Origin of the sequence: Nocardiopsis eucommiae (assembly GCF_965344335.1) — a bacterium.
In the GTDB taxonomy this organism is placed as follows: domain Bacteria; phylum Actinomycetota; class Actinomycetes; order Streptosporangiales; family Streptosporangiaceae; genus Nocardiopsis; species Nocardiopsis eucommiae.
In genome coordinates, this window is record NZ_CBDRIY010000003.1 from 1 (window position 1) to 19,667 (window position 19,667).

The 19,667-nt window shown below is 71.7% G+C and carries 17 protein-coding genes; 2 read left to right on the forward strand and 15 right to left on the reverse strand.

Features of this window, described 5'->3' with window-relative positions; translation table 11 throughout:
- Positions 1-67: 67 nt before the first annotated feature.
- The 8 genes from ACRWK8_RS02605 to ACRWK8_RS02640 form a co-directional block, all read right to left on the reverse strand.
- Positions 68-1,075: a tryptophan--tRNA ligase gene (locus ACRWK8_RS02605; RefSeq protein ID WP_378740528.1), complete on the reverse strand. Its 1,008-nt coding sequence runs from the start codon at positions 1,073-1,075 to the stop codon at positions 68-70.
- Between the two features lie 98 nt (positions 1,076-1,173).
- Positions 1,174-2,211, reverse strand: a complete 1,038-nt coding sequence (locus tag ACRWK8_RS02610) for a zinc metalloprotease (RefSeq protein WP_431868090.1) — start codon at positions 2,209-2,211, stop codon at positions 1,174-1,176.
- A gap of 137 nt (positions 2,212-2,348) precedes the next feature.
- Positions 2,349-4,073 (reverse strand): DEAD/DEAH box helicase, encoded by a 1,725-nt coding sequence (locus tag ACRWK8_RS02615; protein ID WP_378740532.1) that lies wholly within the window; start codon positions 4,071-4,073, stop codon positions 2,349-2,351.
- A gap of 244 nt (positions 4,074-4,317) precedes the next feature.
- A complete protein-coding gene (locus tag ACRWK8_RS02620) occupies positions 4,318-4,572 on the reverse strand; it encodes a hypothetical protein (RefSeq protein WP_378740534.1) in 255 nt (84 codons plus the stop codon).
- Positions 4,573-4,588: 16 nt separating this feature from the next.
- On the reverse strand, positions 4,589-5,371 hold the full coding sequence (locus ACRWK8_RS02625) for a class E sortase (protein ID WP_378740536.1): 783 nt from the start codon (positions 5,369-5,371) through the stop codon (positions 4,589-4,591).
- Positions 5,372-5,377: 6 nt separating this feature from the next.
- Entirely contained in the window at positions 5,378-6,241 is an 864-nt protein-coding gene (locus ACRWK8_RS02630; protein ID WP_378741011.1) for a heme ABC transporter ATP-binding protein, read from the reverse strand.
- 113 nt (positions 6,242-6,354) lie between these two features.
- Entirely contained in the window at positions 6,355-7,455 is a 1,101-nt protein-coding gene (locus ACRWK8_RS02635) for a FecCD family ABC transporter permease (protein ID WP_378740539.1), read from the reverse strand.
- Entirely contained in the window at positions 7,452-8,543 is a 1,092-nt protein-coding gene (locus ACRWK8_RS02640) for a heme/hemin ABC transporter substrate-binding protein (RefSeq protein ID WP_378740541.1), read from the reverse strand. Before ACRWK8_RS02640 ends, ACRWK8_RS02635 begins: the two co-directional genes overlap by 4 nt.
- Before the next feature lie 246 nt (positions 8,544-8,789).
- Between ACRWK8_RS02640 and ACRWK8_RS02645 the strand changes: the two genes are divergently transcribed.
- Positions 8,790-10,247 (forward strand): cell wall protein, encoded by a 1,458-nt coding sequence (locus ACRWK8_RS02645; protein WP_431868094.1) that lies wholly within the window; start codon positions 8,790-8,792, stop codon positions 10,245-10,247.
- 181 nt (positions 10,248-10,428) lie between these two features.
- A complete protein-coding gene (locus ACRWK8_RS02650) occupies positions 10,429-12,315 on the forward strand; it encodes an HtaA domain-containing protein (protein ID WP_431868096.1) in 1,887 nt (628 codons plus the stop codon).
- A gap of 95 nt (positions 12,316-12,410) precedes the next feature.
- On the opposite strand, the gene ACRWK8_RS02655 is transcribed toward ACRWK8_RS02650, so the two are convergent.
- The 7 genes from ACRWK8_RS02655 to ACRWK8_RS02685 all read right to left on the reverse strand — a co-directional run bounded on the left by ACRWK8_RS02655 (position 12,411) and on the right by ACRWK8_RS02685 (position 19,387).
- Entirely contained in the window at positions 12,411-12,653 is a 243-nt protein-coding gene (locus ACRWK8_RS02655) for a DUF3039 domain-containing protein (protein ID WP_357758318.1), read from the reverse strand.
- A 76-nt stretch (positions 12,654-12,729) separates the two neighbouring features.
- On the reverse strand, positions 12,730-13,311 hold the full coding sequence (locus ACRWK8_RS02660; RefSeq protein WP_431868098.1) for a YqgE/AlgH family protein: 582 nt from the start codon (positions 13,309-13,311) through the stop codon (positions 12,730-12,732).
- A gap of 64 nt (positions 13,312-13,375) precedes the next feature.
- On the reverse strand, positions 13,376-14,773 hold the full coding sequence (locus tag ACRWK8_RS02665; protein ID WP_378740549.1) for an NAD-dependent malic enzyme: 1,398 nt from the start codon (positions 14,771-14,773) through the stop codon (positions 13,376-13,378).
- Positions 14,774-15,153: 380 nt separating this feature from the next.
- Entirely contained in the window at positions 15,154-15,855 is a 702-nt protein-coding gene (locus tag ACRWK8_RS02670; protein ID WP_431868100.1) for a cytidylate kinase-like family protein, read from the reverse strand.
- 180 nt (positions 15,856-16,035) lie between these two features.
- Positions 16,036-16,980, reverse strand: coding sequence for a tetratricopeptide repeat protein (locus ACRWK8_RS02675; RefSeq protein WP_431868102.1), 945 nt, complete (start codon positions 16,978-16,980; stop codon positions 16,036-16,038).
- Positions 16,981-17,060: 80 nt separating this feature from the next.
- Positions 17,061-18,788, reverse strand: a complete 1,728-nt coding sequence (icmA, locus tag ACRWK8_RS02680; RefSeq protein ID WP_431868104.1) for a coenzyme B12-dependent isobutyryl-CoA mutase large subunit — start codon at positions 18,786-18,788, stop codon at positions 17,061-17,063.
- A 77-nt stretch (positions 18,789-18,865) separates the two neighbouring features.
- Positions 18,866-19,387, reverse strand: a complete 522-nt coding sequence (locus ACRWK8_RS02685; RefSeq protein ID WP_378741013.1) for a MarR family winged helix-turn-helix transcriptional regulator — start codon at positions 19,385-19,387, stop codon at positions 18,866-18,868.
- Positions 19,388-19,667: the final 280 nt, after the last annotated feature.

Genomic DNA, 19,667 nt, shown 5'->3' on the forward strand with positions numbered 1-19,667 from the left:
TTCGCCGGTGGCGGCGGAGCCGCCATCGATGCGAGCGGCCGCGAGCGCGGAACTAGAAGGACACGGTCTAGTCGATGCCGATGGCGGCGCGGACGTCGCCCAGCACGCGGCGGGCGCGCGAACGGGCGCGTTCGAGACCCGAGTCGAGGATCTCGTCGAGCTCGGTCTCCGAGGCCATGAGCTCCTCGTACCGCTCGCGCTTGGGGCCGAGCTCGGTGTTGACGGCCTCGAAGAGCTCCTTCTTGAGGTCGCCCCAGCCCATGCCGCCCGCTTCCAGGCGCTGCCGCACGTCGGCCACCTTCTCCGCGTCGGCGAAGTGCGTGAGCAGCTGGAACGGGATCGAGGTGTCCGGGTCCTTGGGGTCCTCGACGGGGGTGGAGTCCGTGGGGATGCGGTTGATGGCCTTGCGGAGCTTCTTCTCCGGCAGGAAGAGCGGGATGTGGTTGTCGTAGGACTTGCTCATCTTGCGGCCGTCGGTCCCCGGCAGGATGCTCGCTTCGCTGTCGTCGATGACGCCCTTGGGGACGGGGAAGCTGTAACTGTCGCCGTACCGGTGGTTGAAGTACCCGGCGATGTCGGCGGTGTACTCGATGTGCTGGGACTGGTCCCGCCCGACGGGGACGCGCTCGCCCTCCATGATGAGGATGTCGGCGGCCATGAGCACCGGGTAGTTGTACAGCCCCATGTTGATGCCGGAGTCGAGCTCGGCGATGCCCGCCTCGGTGTTGCGGTCGCGCGCGGCCTTGTAGGCGTGCGCGCGGTTCATGAGGCCCTTGGGGGTGAGGGTGCTCAGGATCGTGGTGAGCTCGAAGGTCTCGGGGATGCTGGACTGGCGGTAGAAGACCGTGCGCTCGGGGTCCAGGCCGCAGGCCAGCCAGGTGGCAGCGCCCGACCGGATGCTCTGGCGGAGCTCGTCCGCGTCCTTGATGATGTTGAGCGCGTGGTAGTCCGCGATGAAGTAGAAGGTGTCGTAGCCCTCGGCCGCCGCGAGGGCGGGCTTGATCGCGCCGACGTAGTTGCCCAGGTGGAAGTCGCCGGTGGGCTTGATCCCGGTCAGATAGGTGTTCGCTGCCATGTCTCCAGCCTATCGACGCCGCCCAGCGACCCGGCCGCCCCGGACACGCCTGCGGCGCCCCGCCGGGCGGGGCGCCGCAGGCGCGGGAACCGGACCGGTCAGACCCGGGCGGGCCCGCTTCGGAAGGCCGCCCAGTGTTCGGCCATACGTTCGGTCTGGCCCTGCGTGAAGTGGGTCATGCAGGCGTCGTCGCTGTAGTTCATGAAGTTGGTGACGGGGTCGAGTCCCGGGAGTTCGGGGCAGCTGTCCCGGCCCTCCGGGCAGCCCGCCGCCGCCTCGCGCTCGTACGGGGTGTCGTCCACGTAGTCCCCCGGGCTCTGGCAGCCGTTCTGGAACGTGTGGAACAGGCCCAGCCAGTGGCCGACCTCGTGGGTGCCGGTGTGCCCCTCGTTGAAGCGGTCGCGCGTCCCGCCCGGGAGGGTGTCGTGGGCGATGACGACGCCGTCCGCGTCGGGGGCCTCGGCGTAGTCCTGGGGGAAGGTGGAGTAGCCGAGCAGACCGGAGCCGAGCTGCGTGGTGTAGACGTTGAGCGTCTCGGGGCCGCCCTGGCGCAGCTCGGACCGGATGGTGTCGCGGTGGCGGTCGAAGTCACTGAACCAGGCGTCGTTCACGTTGCGGGTGACGTCCGAGAGCTCGAAGCGGAAACCCGTGTCGGTGCCCTCGGATCCGAGCGCGTAGCCGCCTTCGTAGGCCTTGTTGAGGACGTCGACCTGTTCCTGGATCCGCTGGTCGGTGACGTCGCCCCGGCCGTCCTCGGCGGAGATCACGTGCACGGCCACCGGCACCGTGGTCTGCTCGACGATCTCGCGGTCGTGCTCGGCCGCCAGGGCGTCGCGCAGCCGCTCCTCGTACTCGGCCGCCTTCTCCGGGGTGATCTCCACCTCGGAGCCCTCCCCCGCCCCGGGGTCGGAGACCCTGGTGGAGGCCGCGCGGGCGGCGGTGTCGACGGCGTCGGTGTCCCGGTCCCCCTCGGGGGGACAGTACTGGTCCGAGGCGAGCGGCCCCCCGGCCCGCTGTGGTTCGGGGTGGGCGGGTTCTGGCAGCGAGCTCGCCACCAGACCGGTCAGCGCGAGTGCGCACAGGGACAGGCCGGTCCAGGTCGCGGCTGAGCCTCCGCGTGGGCTTCGTCCAATCACCTCACGGACTGTAGTGGTCCGATTGCTGAGCGTTTGGTGAACTTGCCCGACCTTGCGAAGTGTTTGCCGTCCGACCTTCGGGCGGGGCCCGGGCCACAGCGACCGGGGCCGTCCCCGCGCCCCTCTCCCGCCGTGGGCTACTTCTGGCCCACGGCCCAGGCTCTGAGCTTGGCGATGCGCTCACGGATCTGCGGCGGTGTGGCCTGCGCGACCGGCGGTCCCCCGCAGGCACGGCGCAGCTCGTTGTGGATGACGCCGTGCGGCTTGCCGGTGCGATGGTGCCACGCGCCGACCAGGTTGCTCAGGTCCTTGCGCAGCTCGGCCAGGACCTCGTGCGTGGGCCCCGACTCCTCCTCCGGCTCCGTCGTCCCCCGGGCCTTGAGCTGGCTCGCGTGGATCTCCGCCTTGCGCTTGCGCAGCAGCTGGGAGACCTGGTCCGGCTCCAGCAGCCCGGGCAGTCCGAGGAAGTCCTCCTCCTCACTCGACCCGGCGGCCCCTCCCCCGTACTCCAGACCGTCGTACAGCGCGCGGTCGAACTCGGCGGCGGACTCCATGGTCTCGAAGGGGAGCTCCTCCCCCGCGTCCGGAGAGTCCTTCTTCTTGTTGGCCTCCTTGAGGAGGTCCTCCTCGGGGTACTCGTCGTCCGAGGGCTGCTTGTCCAGGACGTGGTCCCGCTCGCGCTCCATCTCCCCCGCGTACTCCAGCAGGGTCGGCACCGAGGGCAGGAACACCGACGCCACCTCGCCGCGCTGGCGGACCCGCACGAAACGGCCGATGGCCTGGGCGAAGAACAGCGCGGTACTGGTGGATGTGGCGTACACGCCCACCATCAGCCGGGGGACGTCCACCCCCTCCGAGACCATGCGGACCGCGACCATCCAGCGGTCGTCGCTCTTCGAGAACCGGGTGATCTTCTTCGAGGCGGTGGGGTCGTCGGACAGGACCACCGTGGCGCCCTTGCCGGTGATCTGCCGCAGGATGCGCGAGTAGGCGCGGGCGTTCTCGTGGTCGCTGGCGATCACTAGCCCGCCCGCGTCCGCGTGGGTCTTGCGGACCTCGGTCAGCCTGCGGTCCGCGGCCTGGAGGACCTTCTTGATCCAGTCGCCCTTGGGATCGAGCGCGGCCCGCCACGCCTGGGACAGCGCGTCCTTCGTGAGGGGTTCGCCGAGTCGGGCGGCGAGTTCGTCACCCGCCCGGGTCCGCCACCGCATCTCGCCGGAGTAGGCCATGAAGATGACCGGGCGGACGACCCCGTCCTCCAGGGCGGGCGCGTACCCGTAGCTGTAGTCCCACGAGCAGCGGCGCACCCCCGCCCCGTCCTGGACGTAGTCCACGAACGGGATGGGGTTGATGTCGGACCGGAACGGGGTCCCGGTGAGCGAGAGCCGCCGTGTGGCCGGGTCGAAGGCCTCCCGGACGGCGTCGCCCCAGGAGAGGGCGTCGCCCGCGTGGTGGACCTCGTCGAAGATGACCAGGGTCTTGCGCGCCTCGGTGCGGTTGCGGTGCAGCATCGGGTGGGCGGCGATCTGGGCGTAGGTGACGGCCACGCCGACGTACTGGCGGCCGAGGGCGCCCTGCCCGTTCCTGAAGTCGGGGTCGATGGCGATCCCGAACCGGGCCGCCGCCTCCGCCCACTGCTTCTTGAGGTGCTCGGTGGGGCAGACGATGGTGATCGCGCGTACGGCGTGCCGCTGGAGGAGCTCGCTCGCCAGCGTGAGGGCGAAGGTGGTCTTGCCCGCCCCGGGCGTGGCCACGGCGAGGAAGTCGCGTGGCTGCCTGCGGAAGTACTCCTCGAAGGCCTCCCGCTGCCAGGCCCGAAGGCCGCTCAGGCGGCTCTCCGTCGTGGTCTGCGTCACCGTCATTCGTTCCGTCCCCCGTTACTCACCTGCTTGAGGTTAGCGGCCGCCGGAGACCGTATCGGGAGCTCCGGCGGTGGCGCCGGGCACAGCGGTCACCCCGGGCGTGTCCGGCGATCGGGGCGCGGGGTCGGCCCCCGTGCCCGCCGCACCCCCCACGACGAGGCGGCACGGTGCCTGCCGCACCGCGCCGCGCCGTCGTTCGGGATCCGTGCCGGGCCCCCTCTCGGGAAGGCCCCCGTTCCCTGGTTCAGTCCGCCCCCTCGCCGGAGACCTCCGTCCCCTCGGGGTCCGCCTCACCGGTCGCCGGGTCGGTCTCCCCGGCGGGGGCCTCGCCCCCGACCCCGGACATGTCGACGGCACCGTCGTTGAACGGCATGTGCGGGGAGAGCGCCGGGAAGGCGAAGAACCACAGCAGGGCGGCCGCGCCCGCCAGGAGGCCCACCGACATGATGAACTTCGAGGCCCAGGGGCCGGGCAGGATACGCCAGATCAGACCGTACATTCGTGCGTCCCTTCCCCTAGGCGTCCGGTGCCATGTGGGCGATGCTGTCGGGCATGCCCTCGGACTTGGGTGTGGTCTCGGTGAGTTCGGCCCAGACGATGAGCCGGTGCGTGTTGTTGAGCTTGGGCGCGCACGTGGTGAGGGTGAGCAGGGCCCGTTCGGGGTCCTCCTCGGAGGCCTCCTCGAAGGGGTCCGGGTTCACCACCCAGAAGTCCTCGGGCAGCACGGTCTCCTCACGGAAGACCTCGTAGGTGTAGAAGTTCTCGCCGTCCTCCAACACCATGACGTCGCCGTCGTCGAGCAGGTCCAGGTCCCAGAAGAGACCGGGCGTGCGGTGCGCGGCGACGCCGTAGTTGCCGAGCTGGCCGGGCGCGCTGTCGAACTCCGTGTAGCGGCCGGGGCTGTACCGGATGTCGTCGGGGGTGGTGCCGTTGACCACCACCCAGTCCAGGTCCAGGCTCGGGACGTACAGGCGGCTGTCGGCGCTGCCCGGGAGGGGTTCGGAGTCCGGGCCGCGCTCGTCGGCGGCGGCCCAGGCCTCGTCCAGTCCGTCGGCCAGCCCCTGCTGCTCCCGGTCGGTCTCCCACTGGGAGCCGTACACCTCGTAGGAGGCGTAGAAGAGCATCAGCAGACCCACGGTCAGGAGAACCTCGCCGAAGAAGCGGACGACGCCCCGGACGACGTCGCCGGGGGTGGCTCGTGGTTTGGGACGGCGCCGACGGCCCCGTGGGGGCCGCTCGCGCCCTTCGCCCGAGGGGTGGGGCTCATCATGGGACTGCCGTTCAGTTGTGGACACCAATACGACCTACTCCTGTGGACGCTTTCGTGTGCACCCGGGCGGCCGGAGGGGGACGACGAGCGGGACCCCCGTACGCGGATGCGGCAGAACTTCGACCTCGTGTCGGTACACAGCGCTGAGGAGTGACGAGCTGAACACGTCGGTGGGGGTTCCCCGCGCGGCGACCTGTCCTCCGGAGAGTACCGCCACACGATGGGCGTACGCGGCCGCAAGCCCCAAATCGTGCAGGACCACGATAACCGCCCCACCGCGGGCCGCGAGGTCGCGCGCGACGGAGAGTACGAGTTCCTGGTGGCGGATGTCCAGCGCGGCGGTGGGCTCGTCGAGGAGGAGCAGGTGGGTGTCCTGGGCCAGGACCCGGGCGAACATCACGCGGGCCCGTTCTCCCCCCGAGAGCGTGGGGAACCGGCGGTCGGCGAGGTGGGTGACACCGACCTCCGCCATGGCGGACCGGACCAGTGCGTCGTCCCGGTCCGGGGAGCTCAGCCCGGCCCAGGGCGCGCGGCCCATGGCGACGAGTTCGGTGACGGAGAACGGGAAGCTGACCGCCGCCTCCTGCGGCAGGACGGCCCGGCGCAGAGCGAGTTCGGGCGGGCTCCACTCCGGCAGCGGGCGGCCGAGCAGGCGCACCGTCCCGAAGTCGCGCTCACCCCGGGTCGGGCCTCCGGTGACGTCGCCCGACAGCGCGGACAGCAGGGTGGACTTGCCCGCGCCGTTCGGTCCGACCAGGGCGAGGAGCTCACCGGCGCGGACGGTGAGGTCGACCCCGTCGAGCAGGGCGCGCCCGCCCCGGCGGACGGTGAGGCCCTCCGCGCGCACGACCACGGAGCCGGGTTCGGATGGTGCGGGTGGGGCCGGTGCGCGGGTCAGGGGGGCGACGGCCGCCGCCCAGCCCCGCGCGAGGGCCGAACGCCGTGGGGCGCCCCCGGAGGGGGTGTCGGGGCTGGGGCCGGTGGTGTCGGGGGTACGCGTGGTGTCGGCGGTCACGACCACCCTCCCTGCTTGGCGCGGGTGCGGTAGAGGAGGAAGAAGAAGAACGGTCCGCCCAGGGCGGCGGTGACCACACCGAGCGGGATCTCGGCGGGCGCGGCGACCGTGCGGGCCAGCAGGTCGGCGGCGAGCAGCAGCAGTCCGCCGCCGAGCGCGGAGGCGGGCAGGAGCACCCGGTGGCCGGGTCCGGTCACCATGCGGATGATGTGCGGGACCACGAGCCCCACGAAGGCGACGACACCGGCGAAGGCGACCGCCGCCGACGTGAGCAGGGCCATGGCGCCGATGAGCACCAGGCGCATGCGTTCGACGTCCACGCCCAGGTGGCGGGCGGGCCCCTCCCCGAGGGCGAGCAGGTCCAGGCGGCGGGCGTAGACGGGGATCACCGACAGCCCGAGGAGCAGGCAGGGCGTGATCGCCGCGACCTTGGACCAGGTGGCGGTGGAGACGCTGCCCAGCTGCCAGAACGTGATGGTCTGGATCTCGGAGTCCTGCGAGAAGTTGGTCATCAGGCCGATCGCGGCACCGGCGATGGCGTTGACCGCGATACCGGTGAGCAGGAGGGTGACCACCTCGGTCCGGCCGCGTGAGCGGGCGAAGACGTACACGAACAGGGTCGTGGCCAGGCCGAACACGAAGGACGAGGCGATGACGGTCCAGTGGCCGAGCACCGTGATCCCCGTGAAGATGACGACGATCGCGCCGACCGCCGCTCCGGCGGAGACGCCGATCACCCCCGGTTCCGCGAGGGGGTTGCCGAAGACGCCCTGCATGATGGCGCCCGCGCTGCCCAGGGCCGCGCCGACCATGACGGCGAGGACGACGCGGGGCAGTCGTACGTCCCACAGGACGGTGCGGGCGATCTGGTCGGGTTCGGGGCCGACGTCGAGACCGGCCTCCTGGAGGAGTGACGCCGCCACCTGGACCGCCGGGATGGGGTAGGCGCCGGTCCCGGCGGCCACGACGGCGACGGTCACGAGGGTGGCGGCGAGCCCGCCGAGGAGAAGCCCGGCGCGCAGGCGGCGCGGGGCGCGGCCGTCGCCGTCCGGCGGGCTCGCGGTCGCGGTGGCGGGTCGTCGGCCGAGCGCGGTCACGCGGTGCCCCCGTCGTCGGGGATCGCCGCCAGCTCCTCGGCCAGGGCCACGATGACCTGGGGGGTGCGCGGCCCGAAGTTGAGCAGGACGCCGTCCTCGAAGTCGATGACGGCACCGTTCCGTCCGGCCGGGGTCTGGGCGACGCCGGGGATCTCGACCAGGCCCTCCACACCGCCCACCGACTCCAGGCCCTTGGTCATGACGAGGAGGACGTCCGGCTGGGCCTCGATGAGCGCCTCGGTCGTGATCGGTGTGAAGGGTGTGGTCAGACCCATCTCGACCCCGGCGTCACGGGCGCCGATCTCGGAGAGCATGGCGTCCGCGCCCGATCCGGGCCCGCCGAGGAGGTAGACCCCGGCGGTGCCGCGCAGGTAGAGGAAGGCGACGAGGGGGTCGCCGCTGGCCTCCAGGGAGGTCTCGCGCACCCCGGCCATCTGCTCCCGGGTGCGTTCGACCAGGCGGGAACCCGCGGCGGGGACGCCAAGCGCCTCCGCGACCCGCTCGAAGCGGGGGTACATCTCGTCGAAGGACCAGGCCTCCTCGACGATGACGACGGGGACGCCGCTGCGCTGGACCTGTTCGATCACCTCGGGCGGTCCGGTCTGGGTGTCGGCCAGGACCACCGTGGGCCTCAGCGCGAGGACGGACTCGGCGGAGACGTCGTGGCCCTCGCTGACCACGGGCAGGTCGGCGGCCTCGTCGAAGGTGGCGGCGACGTCGCGGCCGACCACCCGGTCGCCGAGGCCGAGGGTGAAGACGATCTCCGCGAGCCCGCCGGTGAGCGGGAGGACGCGGCTGGCGTCGGTGACCTCGACCTCCTCGTACTCCAGGGGGTCGGTGCTGGTGCGGTAGGGGTCGAGGACGACCGAGTCGACGGTGACGGGGAGTTCGGGGTCGGGGACGTCCGCCAGGATCTGGAGCCGGTTCTCGGCGAGTGCGGGGATGTCCTCGCCCGCCGACGCGTCCTCGGGGGCGGGGGATCCGGTGCAGGAGGTCAGGGCGAGGGCGCAGGCCACGGCGAGCAGGACGGCGGCCGGTCCTGTTCCTGGGTGTCCACGCAGGGGGGATCGGGGGACGGCGTGAGGCATGGCGGTCGCTTTCGATGTGGTCCGTGTGCCGGGGTGTCGCCGGGGAGCGGGGGCGCGACACGGCACTTTTCACGACAGGTCGTCATCTTCTTGACAACCGTGGCGGTGTGGTGTTCCACTGTTCCAGCGCGGGATCAAGTTAGGTAAGGCTCACTTTGCCAAGGTAAGCATAACCTCAACTCCATTCCCCAGGTCCCGCGGGTGCCGGACACCGTCCGACCGCCCGCACGAACGCGAAGGCCCCCGATGCAAGCAGCGGTACCCCTCCGTGGGTTCCTCCCCTCCCTGGCCGCCGTCGCCGCAGCGACGGTCCTGTCCACCGCCCTGCCCGAGACGGCGCTCGCCGCCCCGACCGAAGAACCCGTCCCGCCCCGGACCACCTCCGTCGACCGCACCGAGGGGCTCGATCCCCGGGGTGACACCGTCACGGTGACCGGGACCGGGCACGACCCCGGCAGCCGGATCGAGATCACCACCCGGGCCGTGCCCGCCGAGGCCGCACCGGCCGCGGACCCTGGAGCGACCGCCGTCCTGGACGACGAGAACGCCGTCCTGGTCGAGGTCGACGAGCACGGCCGGTTCGGCACGGATCTCTCCCTCGCGGCCGCGTTCGCGGCCGAGGCCGGACTCGACTCCGCCGAGGACGTCTTCGAGATCGTCCTGACCGAGGTCGCCGGGGCTCCGACCCCCGAGGCGACCGTCCCGGAGACACCCGAACCCTCCGCTCCCGGCTCCCCGGAGCCCGGGGACGACACCGGGCCGGACGCCCGGGACGGGGAGACGACCGAGGTCGTCTCGGCCCCCGGCCCCGGGCGGAGTGCGCCGGTGACCGCCCCGGCGCGGCCCCGGAGCGCCCCCGTCGTCGGCGTGGTCCCCGTGAGCTTCGCCGCGCCCGCCGCACCGGCGGCACCGCGCGCCCAGCCCCAGGCCCCGGCGTCCGTCCCGGCGCCCGCCGCCCCCCGGCCCCAGTCCGCGCCGCAGACCCTGCCCCGGACCCCGGGCGCACCGACCCTCACGGTCTCCAGGACCAGCGGGCTCGATCCCTCCGGCGAGAGGGTGACCGTGACCGGAACGGGCTACGACACCGCCAAGGGCGTCTACGTCGCCCTCTGCGACACCGCGAACGCCAGCTCCACCCAGGCGCCCAGCCCGTGTATCGGCGGCGTGGACATGGAGGGCGAGGGCGGCGCCTCCGTCTGGGTCTCCAGCAACCCGCCGCCCTACGGCGAGGGCCTGGCCACCCCCTACACCGGTAGCGGTACCGACGGCGGGTTCACCGTCGAACTCACGGTCAAGGGGTCCGACGAGCACACCGACTGCCTCTCCGCCGCCACGGACTGCGCCGTCGTGACCCGCAACGACCACACCCGCTCCAGCGACCGGGGCCAGGACGTGTTCGTCCCGGTGACGTTCAGCGGGCAGACCGGTGATCCCGGAGCGACCAGCGGGAACGGCGGGAACGGCGGCGCGTCCGGGGACGGGGCGACCGGTTCCGGGAACACCGGCGGAACCGCGGCCTCCGGCTCGGGCGGCGCGGGTTCCGGTGGGGCCTCGGGAGGCGGCGCCGGTCCGCTCGCCACGACCGGCTCCTCCCTGGCCGGCCTGGTCCTGGCCGCGGCCGTGGCCGTCCTGGCCGGTGCGGTGGCGCTGTTCGCCGCGCGCCGCCGTGGCTCCACCCCGACCCCGCTCCCGACGACCACCTAGGCACGCTCCGGGCCGGGATCGACCCCCCGGTCTCCTCGGCCCGACTGACCACGTTCTCCCTCAGCGGTCCCACCAGCACCCGCTCAGCCCTCGGGTCCGCTGCCCCACTGCCCGCCCGGAACCGGTGCGCGACCGGAACCGGCACCCGTCCATCCCCCGAGTCGACAGGAACAGTCACCCCATGAGCACCACATCCACGAGAGCGGGAGGGGCGGACGCACTCCGTCGCCCCCTGCGCTCCCTCCTCTCCCTCACCGGAGCGGCCGCCCTCGGCGCCTCGCTCACCCTGGCCGCCGCACCGGCGCTGGCCGACGAGGCCCCCGTCTCCGTCACCCAGGGTTCCGCCACCTGGGGCGTCAAGCAGTCCTTCCGCAACTACGTCTCCAGTCCCATCGCCCACGGCGGCTACGAGGCGGTCGACGGCGCCACCCGCAACACCGACGGCACCCTGGACTTCCCCACCGCCAGCGGCACCGTCTCCAAGGAGGACTCCTCCGGCGAGGTGAGCTTCTCCGGCGGGGTGGTCTTCACCGGCCACGACTACGGCCGGGGCCCCGTCCTGGAGATCCGCGTGGCTGACCCCCGCGTGGAGTTCGACGGCCAGGGCGCGGCCACCGTCCACGCGGACGTCACCAGCCGCGAGTTCGCGGGCGCCGACCCGTCACTGCCCCCGGGCGACCTCGTCGAGTACGGGGAGGTCGCGGTCGCGGAGCTGACCGGCGCCGAGATCGGTGTCGACGGTGACGTGGTCACCTTCACCTCCGAGGCCGGGACCCTGCACGCCGACGCCGTGGAGCCCTTCGCCAGCTTCTACGCGGCGGGCGACCCCATGGACCCGCTGTCCTTCACCACGGAGGTGGTCGAAACCACCGACCCGACCGATCCCGAGGGCCCCGAGGAGCCCGTCCTCGACCCCGAGGTACGGGTCAGCCCGACCAGTGACCTCGACCCCGAGGGTCAGACCGTCCGGGTGGACGGCACCGGATTCCGCCCCGGGGCGGGCGTGTACGTGGCGCTGACCGGCATCGCCCGGTCGGACACCGCGTATCCGCAGCACTGGTACGGGAGCGGCGTGTGGCTGCGTGAGGGCACCGCGCCCGACGCGGACGGCGCGTTCGGCACCGACCTCGACGTCGTCGGCGCCTTCGAGAAGGGCGGCACCGCCTACGACTGCCTGGAGGTCCAGTGCTACGTGGCGGTGTTCAACGACCGCAACGACCTGGACAACCGCGACCAGGACGTGTGGACCCCCGTCTCCTTCGCCACCGCCGACGACGGCGGGGACGATGACGGGGACGACGGCGGCGAGACCCCCCAGGGCGACCTGACCGTGTACAACGGCCGCGCCGACTGGGGTGTGAAGGAGTCCTTCCGCACCTACATCGAGGGGAACATCGCCAAGGGCACCATCCGCACCGAGGACGGCGCCAGCCGCAACGAGGACGGCACGTTCGCCTTCACCGACGGCACGGGCAGCGTGAACCTGGAGGAGGAGGTCGCGGAGATCGACTTCGCCGGGACCGTGCTGTTCGAGGGCCACGTCCACGGTGGCGCTGATCCCCTGCTGCACATGACGGTCTCCGGCCCCCGGGTCGAGATCGACGGTGACACGGGCACACTCTACGCGGACGTGGTCAGCAAGTCCCTCACCGACGAGGAGCTCGTCACCTACGACGACGTGGCCTTCGCCGAGCTGGACCTGACCGGCGTCGGGCACGAGCTGGACGAGGGCGTCCTGTCCTGGGACCCGATCCCGGCCACCCTGACCGCCGACGGCGTCCCCGCCTTCGCTGACTTCTACGGCGCGGGCGAGGCGCTCGACCCGATCACCCTCACCGTGAGCGTGGACGAGGACGTCCAGGTTCCCGGCGGCGGTACCGGCGGTGGCGACGGCGGGACCGCGCCGACCCCCGGACCGACGCCCGGTCCCGGTGAGGGCGGCGGCAAGCCGGGCCTGCCCAACACCGGTGTGGCCCTGACCGGCCTCCTGGTCGCCGCGGGGGTCGCGGTGGCGGCGGGCGGCACCGCGCTGGTCGCCACCCGCCGACGGGCGGGCGCCGCGGCCTGATCCCCGGGGGCTCCCACCCCCGACTGCACGAAGGGCCCCGGCTCACCCCGTGGGGGTGGGTCAGGGCCCTTCCGCGTACCGGCCACGAGGGGCCGTCACTTCATCATGTCCTCGTACGCCTTCTTGCAGTCGGGGCACACGGGGAACTTCTTCGGGTCCCGGTTGGGCACCCAGACCTTGCCGCACAGCGCGATCACCGGGTCGCCGGTCACCGCGCTCTGGGTGATCTTGTCCTTCTGCACGTAGTGGGCGAACCGTTCCCGGTCGCCGTCGTCGTGCGAGATGTCCGGCCTGGTCTCGCTGTCCGGAAGAACCTTGTTCAGGACATCCATCGACATCGTCCTCACACCTTTCAACGTCCGTCTACCACGGTATAGGGTGACGCGCCCCACTTCGAAGCCCGCGGCAAACCGCTCAGTTCATGGTGGGATCGTCAGGATAGGTGGACAACAGGGCCATCTCGCCACCTTGGCGGCGCAGCACCCGCGACCACAGTGTCTCCGGGGAGCCCCCGAAGAGGTCGTCGGCGAGGGTGTCCACCACGTACCAGGCACCCTCCGCGACCTCCCCCGCCAGCTGCCCCGCACCCCATCCGGCGTACCCGGCGAACACCCGCAGGGAAACCAGGGCCGCGCCCAGGACCTCGGTGGGGGCCTCCAGGTCCACCAGGCCCACGCCGGCCAGCTCCGGGCCCGGCCCGACCCCCTCCAACGGGGCCCAGCCCGGTGGCGCCTCGTCCGGGGACGCGGTGCCGAGGGCGATCCCCGAGTCGGTGCCGACCGGCCCGCCCGAGAACATCACCCGGGGCGCGCTCGCGTAGACGCCCCAGTCGGTCACCACCTCGTCCACCGGCAACTCCAGCGGACGGTTGAGGATGACCCCGAGGCTGCCGTCCTCGGCGTCGTCCACGACGAAGACCACCGATCGGCGGAAGGAGTCCTCCTGGAGGAGGGGGGCGGCCACCAGCAGGCGCCCGGTCAGTGTCGACTGGTCCATGCTCCACACCTACCCGGAAAACCGGCCCGGTGGTCGCCCTTCGCCCGGGCCGGTCGCCGAACGGCTACTCGGCCTGGCCGCGCTGGGCCACCTCGCGCACGGCAGTGGCCACGTGGGTGGACAGGTCCGCGTGGAACACGCTCGGAATGATGTAGTTCGGGCCCAGCTCGTCCTCGGTGACGACGTCGGCCAGGGCCTCGGCGGCGGCGACCATCATGTCGGAGGTGACGTGGTGGCTCTGGGCGTCCAGCAGGCCCCGGAAGAAACCGGGGAAGACCAGGACGTTGTTGATCTGGTTGGGGTAGTCGCTGCGGCCGGTGGCGACCACGCCCGCGTGCAGGTGGGCGACCTCGGGGTCGACCTCGGGGTCGGGGTTGGCCAGCGCGAAGATGATCGAGTCCTCGTTCATCTCCGCGATGTCGTCGCCGCCCAGCAGGTTCGGTGCGGAGACGCCGATGAAGACGTCGGCCCCGGCCACGGAACCCTTGAGGTCGCCGCTGTAGCCCTCGGGGTTGGTGTTCTCCGCGATCCAGCGCAGGTTGTCGTCCAGGTTGTCGCGGCCCGCGTGCACGGCGCCGTGGACGTCGCTGACGATGATGTCGCGCGCACCGGCGTGCATGAGCAGCTTGAGGATGGCGGTACCGGCCGCGCCCGCGCCGGACATGGCGATGCGGACCTCGGAGAGCTTCTTGTTGACCACGCGCAGGGCGTTGCGCAGGGCGGCGAGCACGACGATCGCGGTGCCGTGCTGGTCGTCGTGGAAGACGGGGATGTCGAGGAGCTCACGCAGCCGGGCCTCGACCTCGAAGCAGCGCGGGGCGGAGATGTCCTCCAGGTTGATCCCGCCGAAGCCGGGGGCCAGCAGCTGGACGGTGCGGACGATCTCGTCGACGTCCTGGGTGTCCAGGGCGATGGGCCACGCGTCGATGTCAGCGAAGCGTTTGAACAGGGCGGCCTTGCCCTCCATGACGGGCATGGCGGCCTCGGGGCCGATGTTCCCCAGGCCGAGGACGGCCGAGCCGTCCGTGACCACGGCGACGCTGTTGCGCTTGATGGTCAGGCGGCGGGCGTCGTCCTTGTTGGCGGCGATGGCCTGGGAGACGCGCGCGACACCGGGGGTGTAGGCCATCGAGAGCTCGTCGCGGTTGCGCAGCGGCACCTTGGACTTCATCTCGATCTTGCCGCCGAGGTGCATGAGGAAGGTGCGGTCGCTGACCTTGTGGACCACGACCCCCTCGACCCCGCCGAGGGCGTCGACGATGGCCTGGGCGTGATCGGTGTCGCGGGCGGCGCAGGTGACGTCGATACGGATGCGCTCGTGCCCAGCGGCCGCCACGTCCAGGGCGGTGATCATGCCGCCGACCTGCTCCACCGCGTTGGTGAGGCTGCCGACCGCGCTGCCTCCGGCGTCCAGTTCGAGGCGGACGGTGATGGAGTACGAAACGCTGGGAAGGGTGGCCACGTATTGCTCCTTGGCTTTTGCTGATGTCATGCGTCCGCGGGGCACACCGGCGGCCCCTCCCGTGGACGTACGGACCGACGTCGGGACTCCTCCACCGGGGGATCGGGCGCACGGCCTGCACTCCGTGGCCGGACCCGGTGGAGCCTCGTCGGCGCCTGCGCGCCGATCGGACCCGGGTCCGTGACGGTTGCGCTTCCCGCCGTGGAACACCCGGTCATCGGGCGTCCGGCGCGGGCCTCGGTTGCCGGGCGGGGGCGGTACTTGGGATCCCACAACCGAGTCGCCTCACCTTACCCGAGTCAAGCGGGTAACGTCAGCACAAGGTGACAATTAACGCCTTCGGAAAAAATCGCATTAATTCCGAGGATTTCCCGGGGGTCTCAGGCCCGCGCGCGGTCGGTGGCGGCGCGCACCACCACGTCCGCGCAGGCGTCCGTGGAGAGCACCGTGGAGTCGACCACCAGGTGGTAGAGGCCGGGGTCGGCCGCGTCGGTGCGGTAGAAGCGGCGCACGTAGGCCGCGCGGGCGCGGTCGTTGTCGTCCAACAGCCGGAGCGTGGGCGGGTTCGCGCCCCAGGCCTCTCCACCGAACCCCTCCGGGTCGCCCCTCTCCCACAGGCTCCGCGCCCTGCGCAGGCGGGCCTGCCGGTCCCCGTCGAGGCGTACGTGCAGCGCGCCGGGGTGGTCGGCCAGGACCACGGCCGCGGCCCGCCCCAGGACCACACCGCCGGTCCCGGCGACGTCGCGGATCACCCGTTCGGTCTGCTCGACGAACTCGTGGTCGTAGAGGAGGCGCCCCTCGTCGTCGGTGGTGCCGATGAATCCGGTGTCCACACTGCCGAGGGTGACCGTGGGCAGGCGGGCGGCGCTGGCGAGCAGCCGCTCGAACCCGCCGGGGGCGCGGTCGTCGCGTTGGAGCACCTCGTCCAGGGAGCAGCCGATCTCGGCCGCCACCGCGCTGGGGACCGCGCGGTCGAGGAAGGGGACGTGGAGGCGGGCGGCGACGGCGGGGCCGACCACACTGCCGCCCGCGCCGAAGGTCGCGGAGATCGTGACCACGGGCACCGCCGCGTTGTTCGTCATGGAACACCTGCCGGGTTCGCCGAACGGAACTTCTCCCCAGCTTCTACCCTGCGACGGGGTCGCTATCCCCCCATCTTCAAATCGGTAAATACGCACCGATTTACCACCCTTAGTGACACAGAGGGAGGAAAACCCCATAAAGAAACCGGCCCCGGGACTCCCGGGGCCGGTCGCGACGTCCTAGAACAGGGCCGAGGTGAGCTTGCGGCGGGCCGCGTTCACCCTCGGGTCACCCGCGGGCAGCAGGTCGAAGAGGGAGATCAGGTGCCCGCGCACCCGGTCGCGGTCGTCGTCCGACGTCCGCCGGACCGTCTCGACGAGCCGGTCGAAGGCGGCCTCGTACTCCCCGCCGTAGACCTCGATGTCCGCGACGGTGATCTGCGCGTCCACGTTCGCGGGGTCCTCGTCCGCGGTCCGCCGCACGGCGGGGCCGTCCACGTCCTGGAGTCGGCCGACGAGGCGGACCTGGGCGAGGTTGGCCCTGAGGTCGACGTTCCTGGGGTCGTCCTCCAGGGCCTTCTCGAAGACCGCCGCCGCGGCCTCGAAGTCCCCGCTCTCCAGGGCGGCCTGGGCCCGCGCGGCCACCGGGTCCTCCTGGGGGACGGGCTCGGACTCCTCGGGGAGGTCGGAGGGGTCGCCGTCCACCGTGCCGGGGTGACCGGGGGGCAGCATGCCCTGCTGGGCGAGTGCGCCGAACACCTGGGTGAGGGCGTCGCGCAGCTGCTCCTCGTTGGCGGGGCCCTGCATCAGGGGCATCACCTGCCCCTGGACCGCGATGATGATCGTGGGGGTCCCGGACACGCGCAGCGCCTGCACCAGCTGCGGGCTCGCGTCACTGTCGATCTTGGCCAGGAGCCAGTTGCCGCCGGAGCCCTGGGAGAGCTTGTCGAGGGCCGCCTCGACCTGCTTGGACTGCTCGGACCAGCTCGCCAGAACCGCCATCACGACCGGGGCGGCCATCGACCGTTCCAGCACCTGCTGGAAGTTGGACTCGTCGGCGTTGACGGAGTAGGGGTTGGTTCGACCGGCCGACACCTCGGCACGCTGCTTGGCCTCACGCTCCAAGGCCGCCTTGCGCGCCCCGAGGTCAACCGCACTGTTCGGTGAAAAGTCCGAAGGCTGCATGTTCCCTATCCTGCCGCATCCCGGAGCGGTCCGAGGACCGCCCCGGGATCTCTCAGCCACGAGCGGAGAGGAGGCCCGATTCAGAACTGCGGGTCCTCCGTGTAGGTGCCGAACTCCTCGCCCATCGTGCCGCAGATCTCTCCGAGGGTGGCCTCGGCGCGGGCGGCGTCCATGATGAGCGGGATGAGGTTGCCGTCGTCGGCCCGGACCCCCTCCAGGAGACGGGCCAGGGCGCGGTCCACGGCGTCCCTGTCGCGGTGGGCGCGGCGCTCGGTGAGGGCGCGCTTCTGCTCGTGCTCGACCTCGTGGCTGATCTTGAGGATGTCGAGTTCGCCGGAGACGGTGTTGGTGTGGCAGTTGACACCGACGATGCGCTTGTCGCCCTTCTCCAGGGCCTGCTGGTACTGGAAGGCGGACTCCGCGATCTCGGAGCTGAAGTAGCCGTTCCCGATTCCGGCGAGGATGCCCGAGGTCATCGGGCCGATGGCGTGTTCGGCGTCCTCTCCCCCGCCCATGCGGAGGATCTGCTCGAAGATCCGCTCCGCCTCGGCCTCGATCTCGTCGGTGAGGGCCTCCACGTACCAGGAGCCGCCGAGCGGGTCGGCGACGTTGACCACGCCCGTCTCCTCCATGAGGACCTGCTGGGTGCGCAGGGCGATCTCGGCGGACTGCTCGGTGGGCAGGGCCAGGGTCTCGTCGAGCGCGTTGGTGTGCAGCGAGTTGGTGCCGCCGAGCACGGCGGAGAGCGCCTCGACGGCGGTGCGCACCACGTTGTTGTAGGGCTGCTGCGCGGTGAGGGAGACACCGGCGGTCTGGGTGTGGAACCGCAGCCACTGGGCCTTCTCGGTCTTCGCGCCGTAGGTGTCGCGGATCCAGCGGGCCCAGATGCGGCGGGCGGCGCGGAACTTGGCGATCTCCTCGAAGAAGTCGATGTGGGCGTCGAAGAAGAAGGAGAGCCCGGGGGCGAAGCGGTCGATGTCCAGGCCCCGGGACAGACCGAGCTCCACGTAGCCGAACCCGTCGGCCAGGGTGTAGGCGAGCTCCTGCGCGGCCGTGGCCCCCGCCTCACGGATGTGGTAACCGGAGACGGAGAGCGGTTTGAAGGCCGGGATGTGCTCCGCGCAGTACTCCATCAGGTCACCGATGAGGCGCAGGTGGGGCTCGGGCGGGTACAGCCACTCCTTCTGGGCGATGTACTCCTTGAAGATGTCGGTCTGGAGCGTGCCGTTGAGGCCGCCGATGTCGACGCCCTGGCGTTCGGCCGCGACCAGGTACATGCAGAAGGCCGGGATGGCCGGCCCGCTGATGGTCATGGACGTGGTGGTCTCACCGAGCGGGATCCCGTCGAAGAGCAGGTCCATGTCGGAGACCGAGTCGATGGCGACCCCGCAGTGCCCGACCTCTCCGAGGGCGTGGGGCGAGTCGGAGTCGTGGCCCATGAGGGTGGGCATGTCGAAGGCGACCGAGAGCCCCCCGCCGCCCTGGGCGAGGATCATCTTGTAGCGCTCGTTGGTCTGCGTGGCGTTGCCGAACCCGGCGAACTGGCGGATGGTCCAGGCGCGCCCCCGGTAGCCGGTGGGGTACAGGCCGCGGGTGTAGGGGTACTCGCCGGGCCAGCCGACGCGCTCGAACCCGGGGACCTCCGCACCGGGCCGGGGCCCGTAGACGGGCGCGAGGGGGCGGCCGGACAGCGAGGTGAAGTCGGCGTCGCGCTTGCGCGCCGCGTCGTACCGGCGCTGCCAGCGGTCGCGTCCGGCCTCGATCTCCTGGGCCCCGCCGCCATTGGGCTCTCCTGTGGTGTTCGCCATAGGAAGATAGTAGGACGTCCAACTATATATGTACAGACACGGAGCCCCCGGCGCGCGAACGCCGGTGAACGGCCCGGTCAGCCCCGGTCGGCGGCCCCGGCCACGGGGGCGGGGAAGTCACCGAAGTCCACCCGGAGCCGGGTGAGCGCCTCGTGCATGCCCCACAGCTCCTCACCGGAGTAGCAGCCCAGGCCGAAGTCCATGCCGAGGAGCGCCTGGGTGGCCTCCTCCGTGACCTCGCGCCCGGCCTCGGTGATCTCCGCCAGGACTCCGCGCCCGTCGCTCGGATTGGGGAGGCGGACCACCAGGCCCTGCCCCTCCAGCCGGTCGATGGTGTTGGTGACGCTGGTGGGGTGCACCATCAGGCGCTCACCGATCTTGCCCAACGGCAACGAACCGGAGGAGCTGAAGGTGAGCAGGACCAGCGCCTCGTACCGGGCGAAGGTCAGGCCGAACGGCTTGAGAGTGCCGTCCAGCTCACCGATGAGGATCTGCTGCGCGCGCATGAGGGAGGTGACCGCCGCCATGGCGGGCGAGGCACCCCATCTCTCACTCCAGTTGTCGTGAGCGCGTTCGATCGGGTCGAACGGAAGGTTCAAAGGGTTTCCCACGCCGTCACTCTAACGGCGCTCCCCCGCCCTCCGACCCCGAGCGGAAGGCGGTCCGCCCGCCCTCGTCCGGCACCGCACGCCTCGGACCCACCCGGCTGCACGATCGACCGGGGAGGGCAAGGGGGTTCCTCTGGCCGGAAGGGGACAGGCGGGCCATTCGGCACTGGTCCGGTACCCCAACTCGGAAAAGCCGTTCCGGGGCGGGGCGGACGCCTTCCCCGCGTAGGAAAGGCGAAGAAATCCGGCGTACGCTCATTGACTCCGGGAA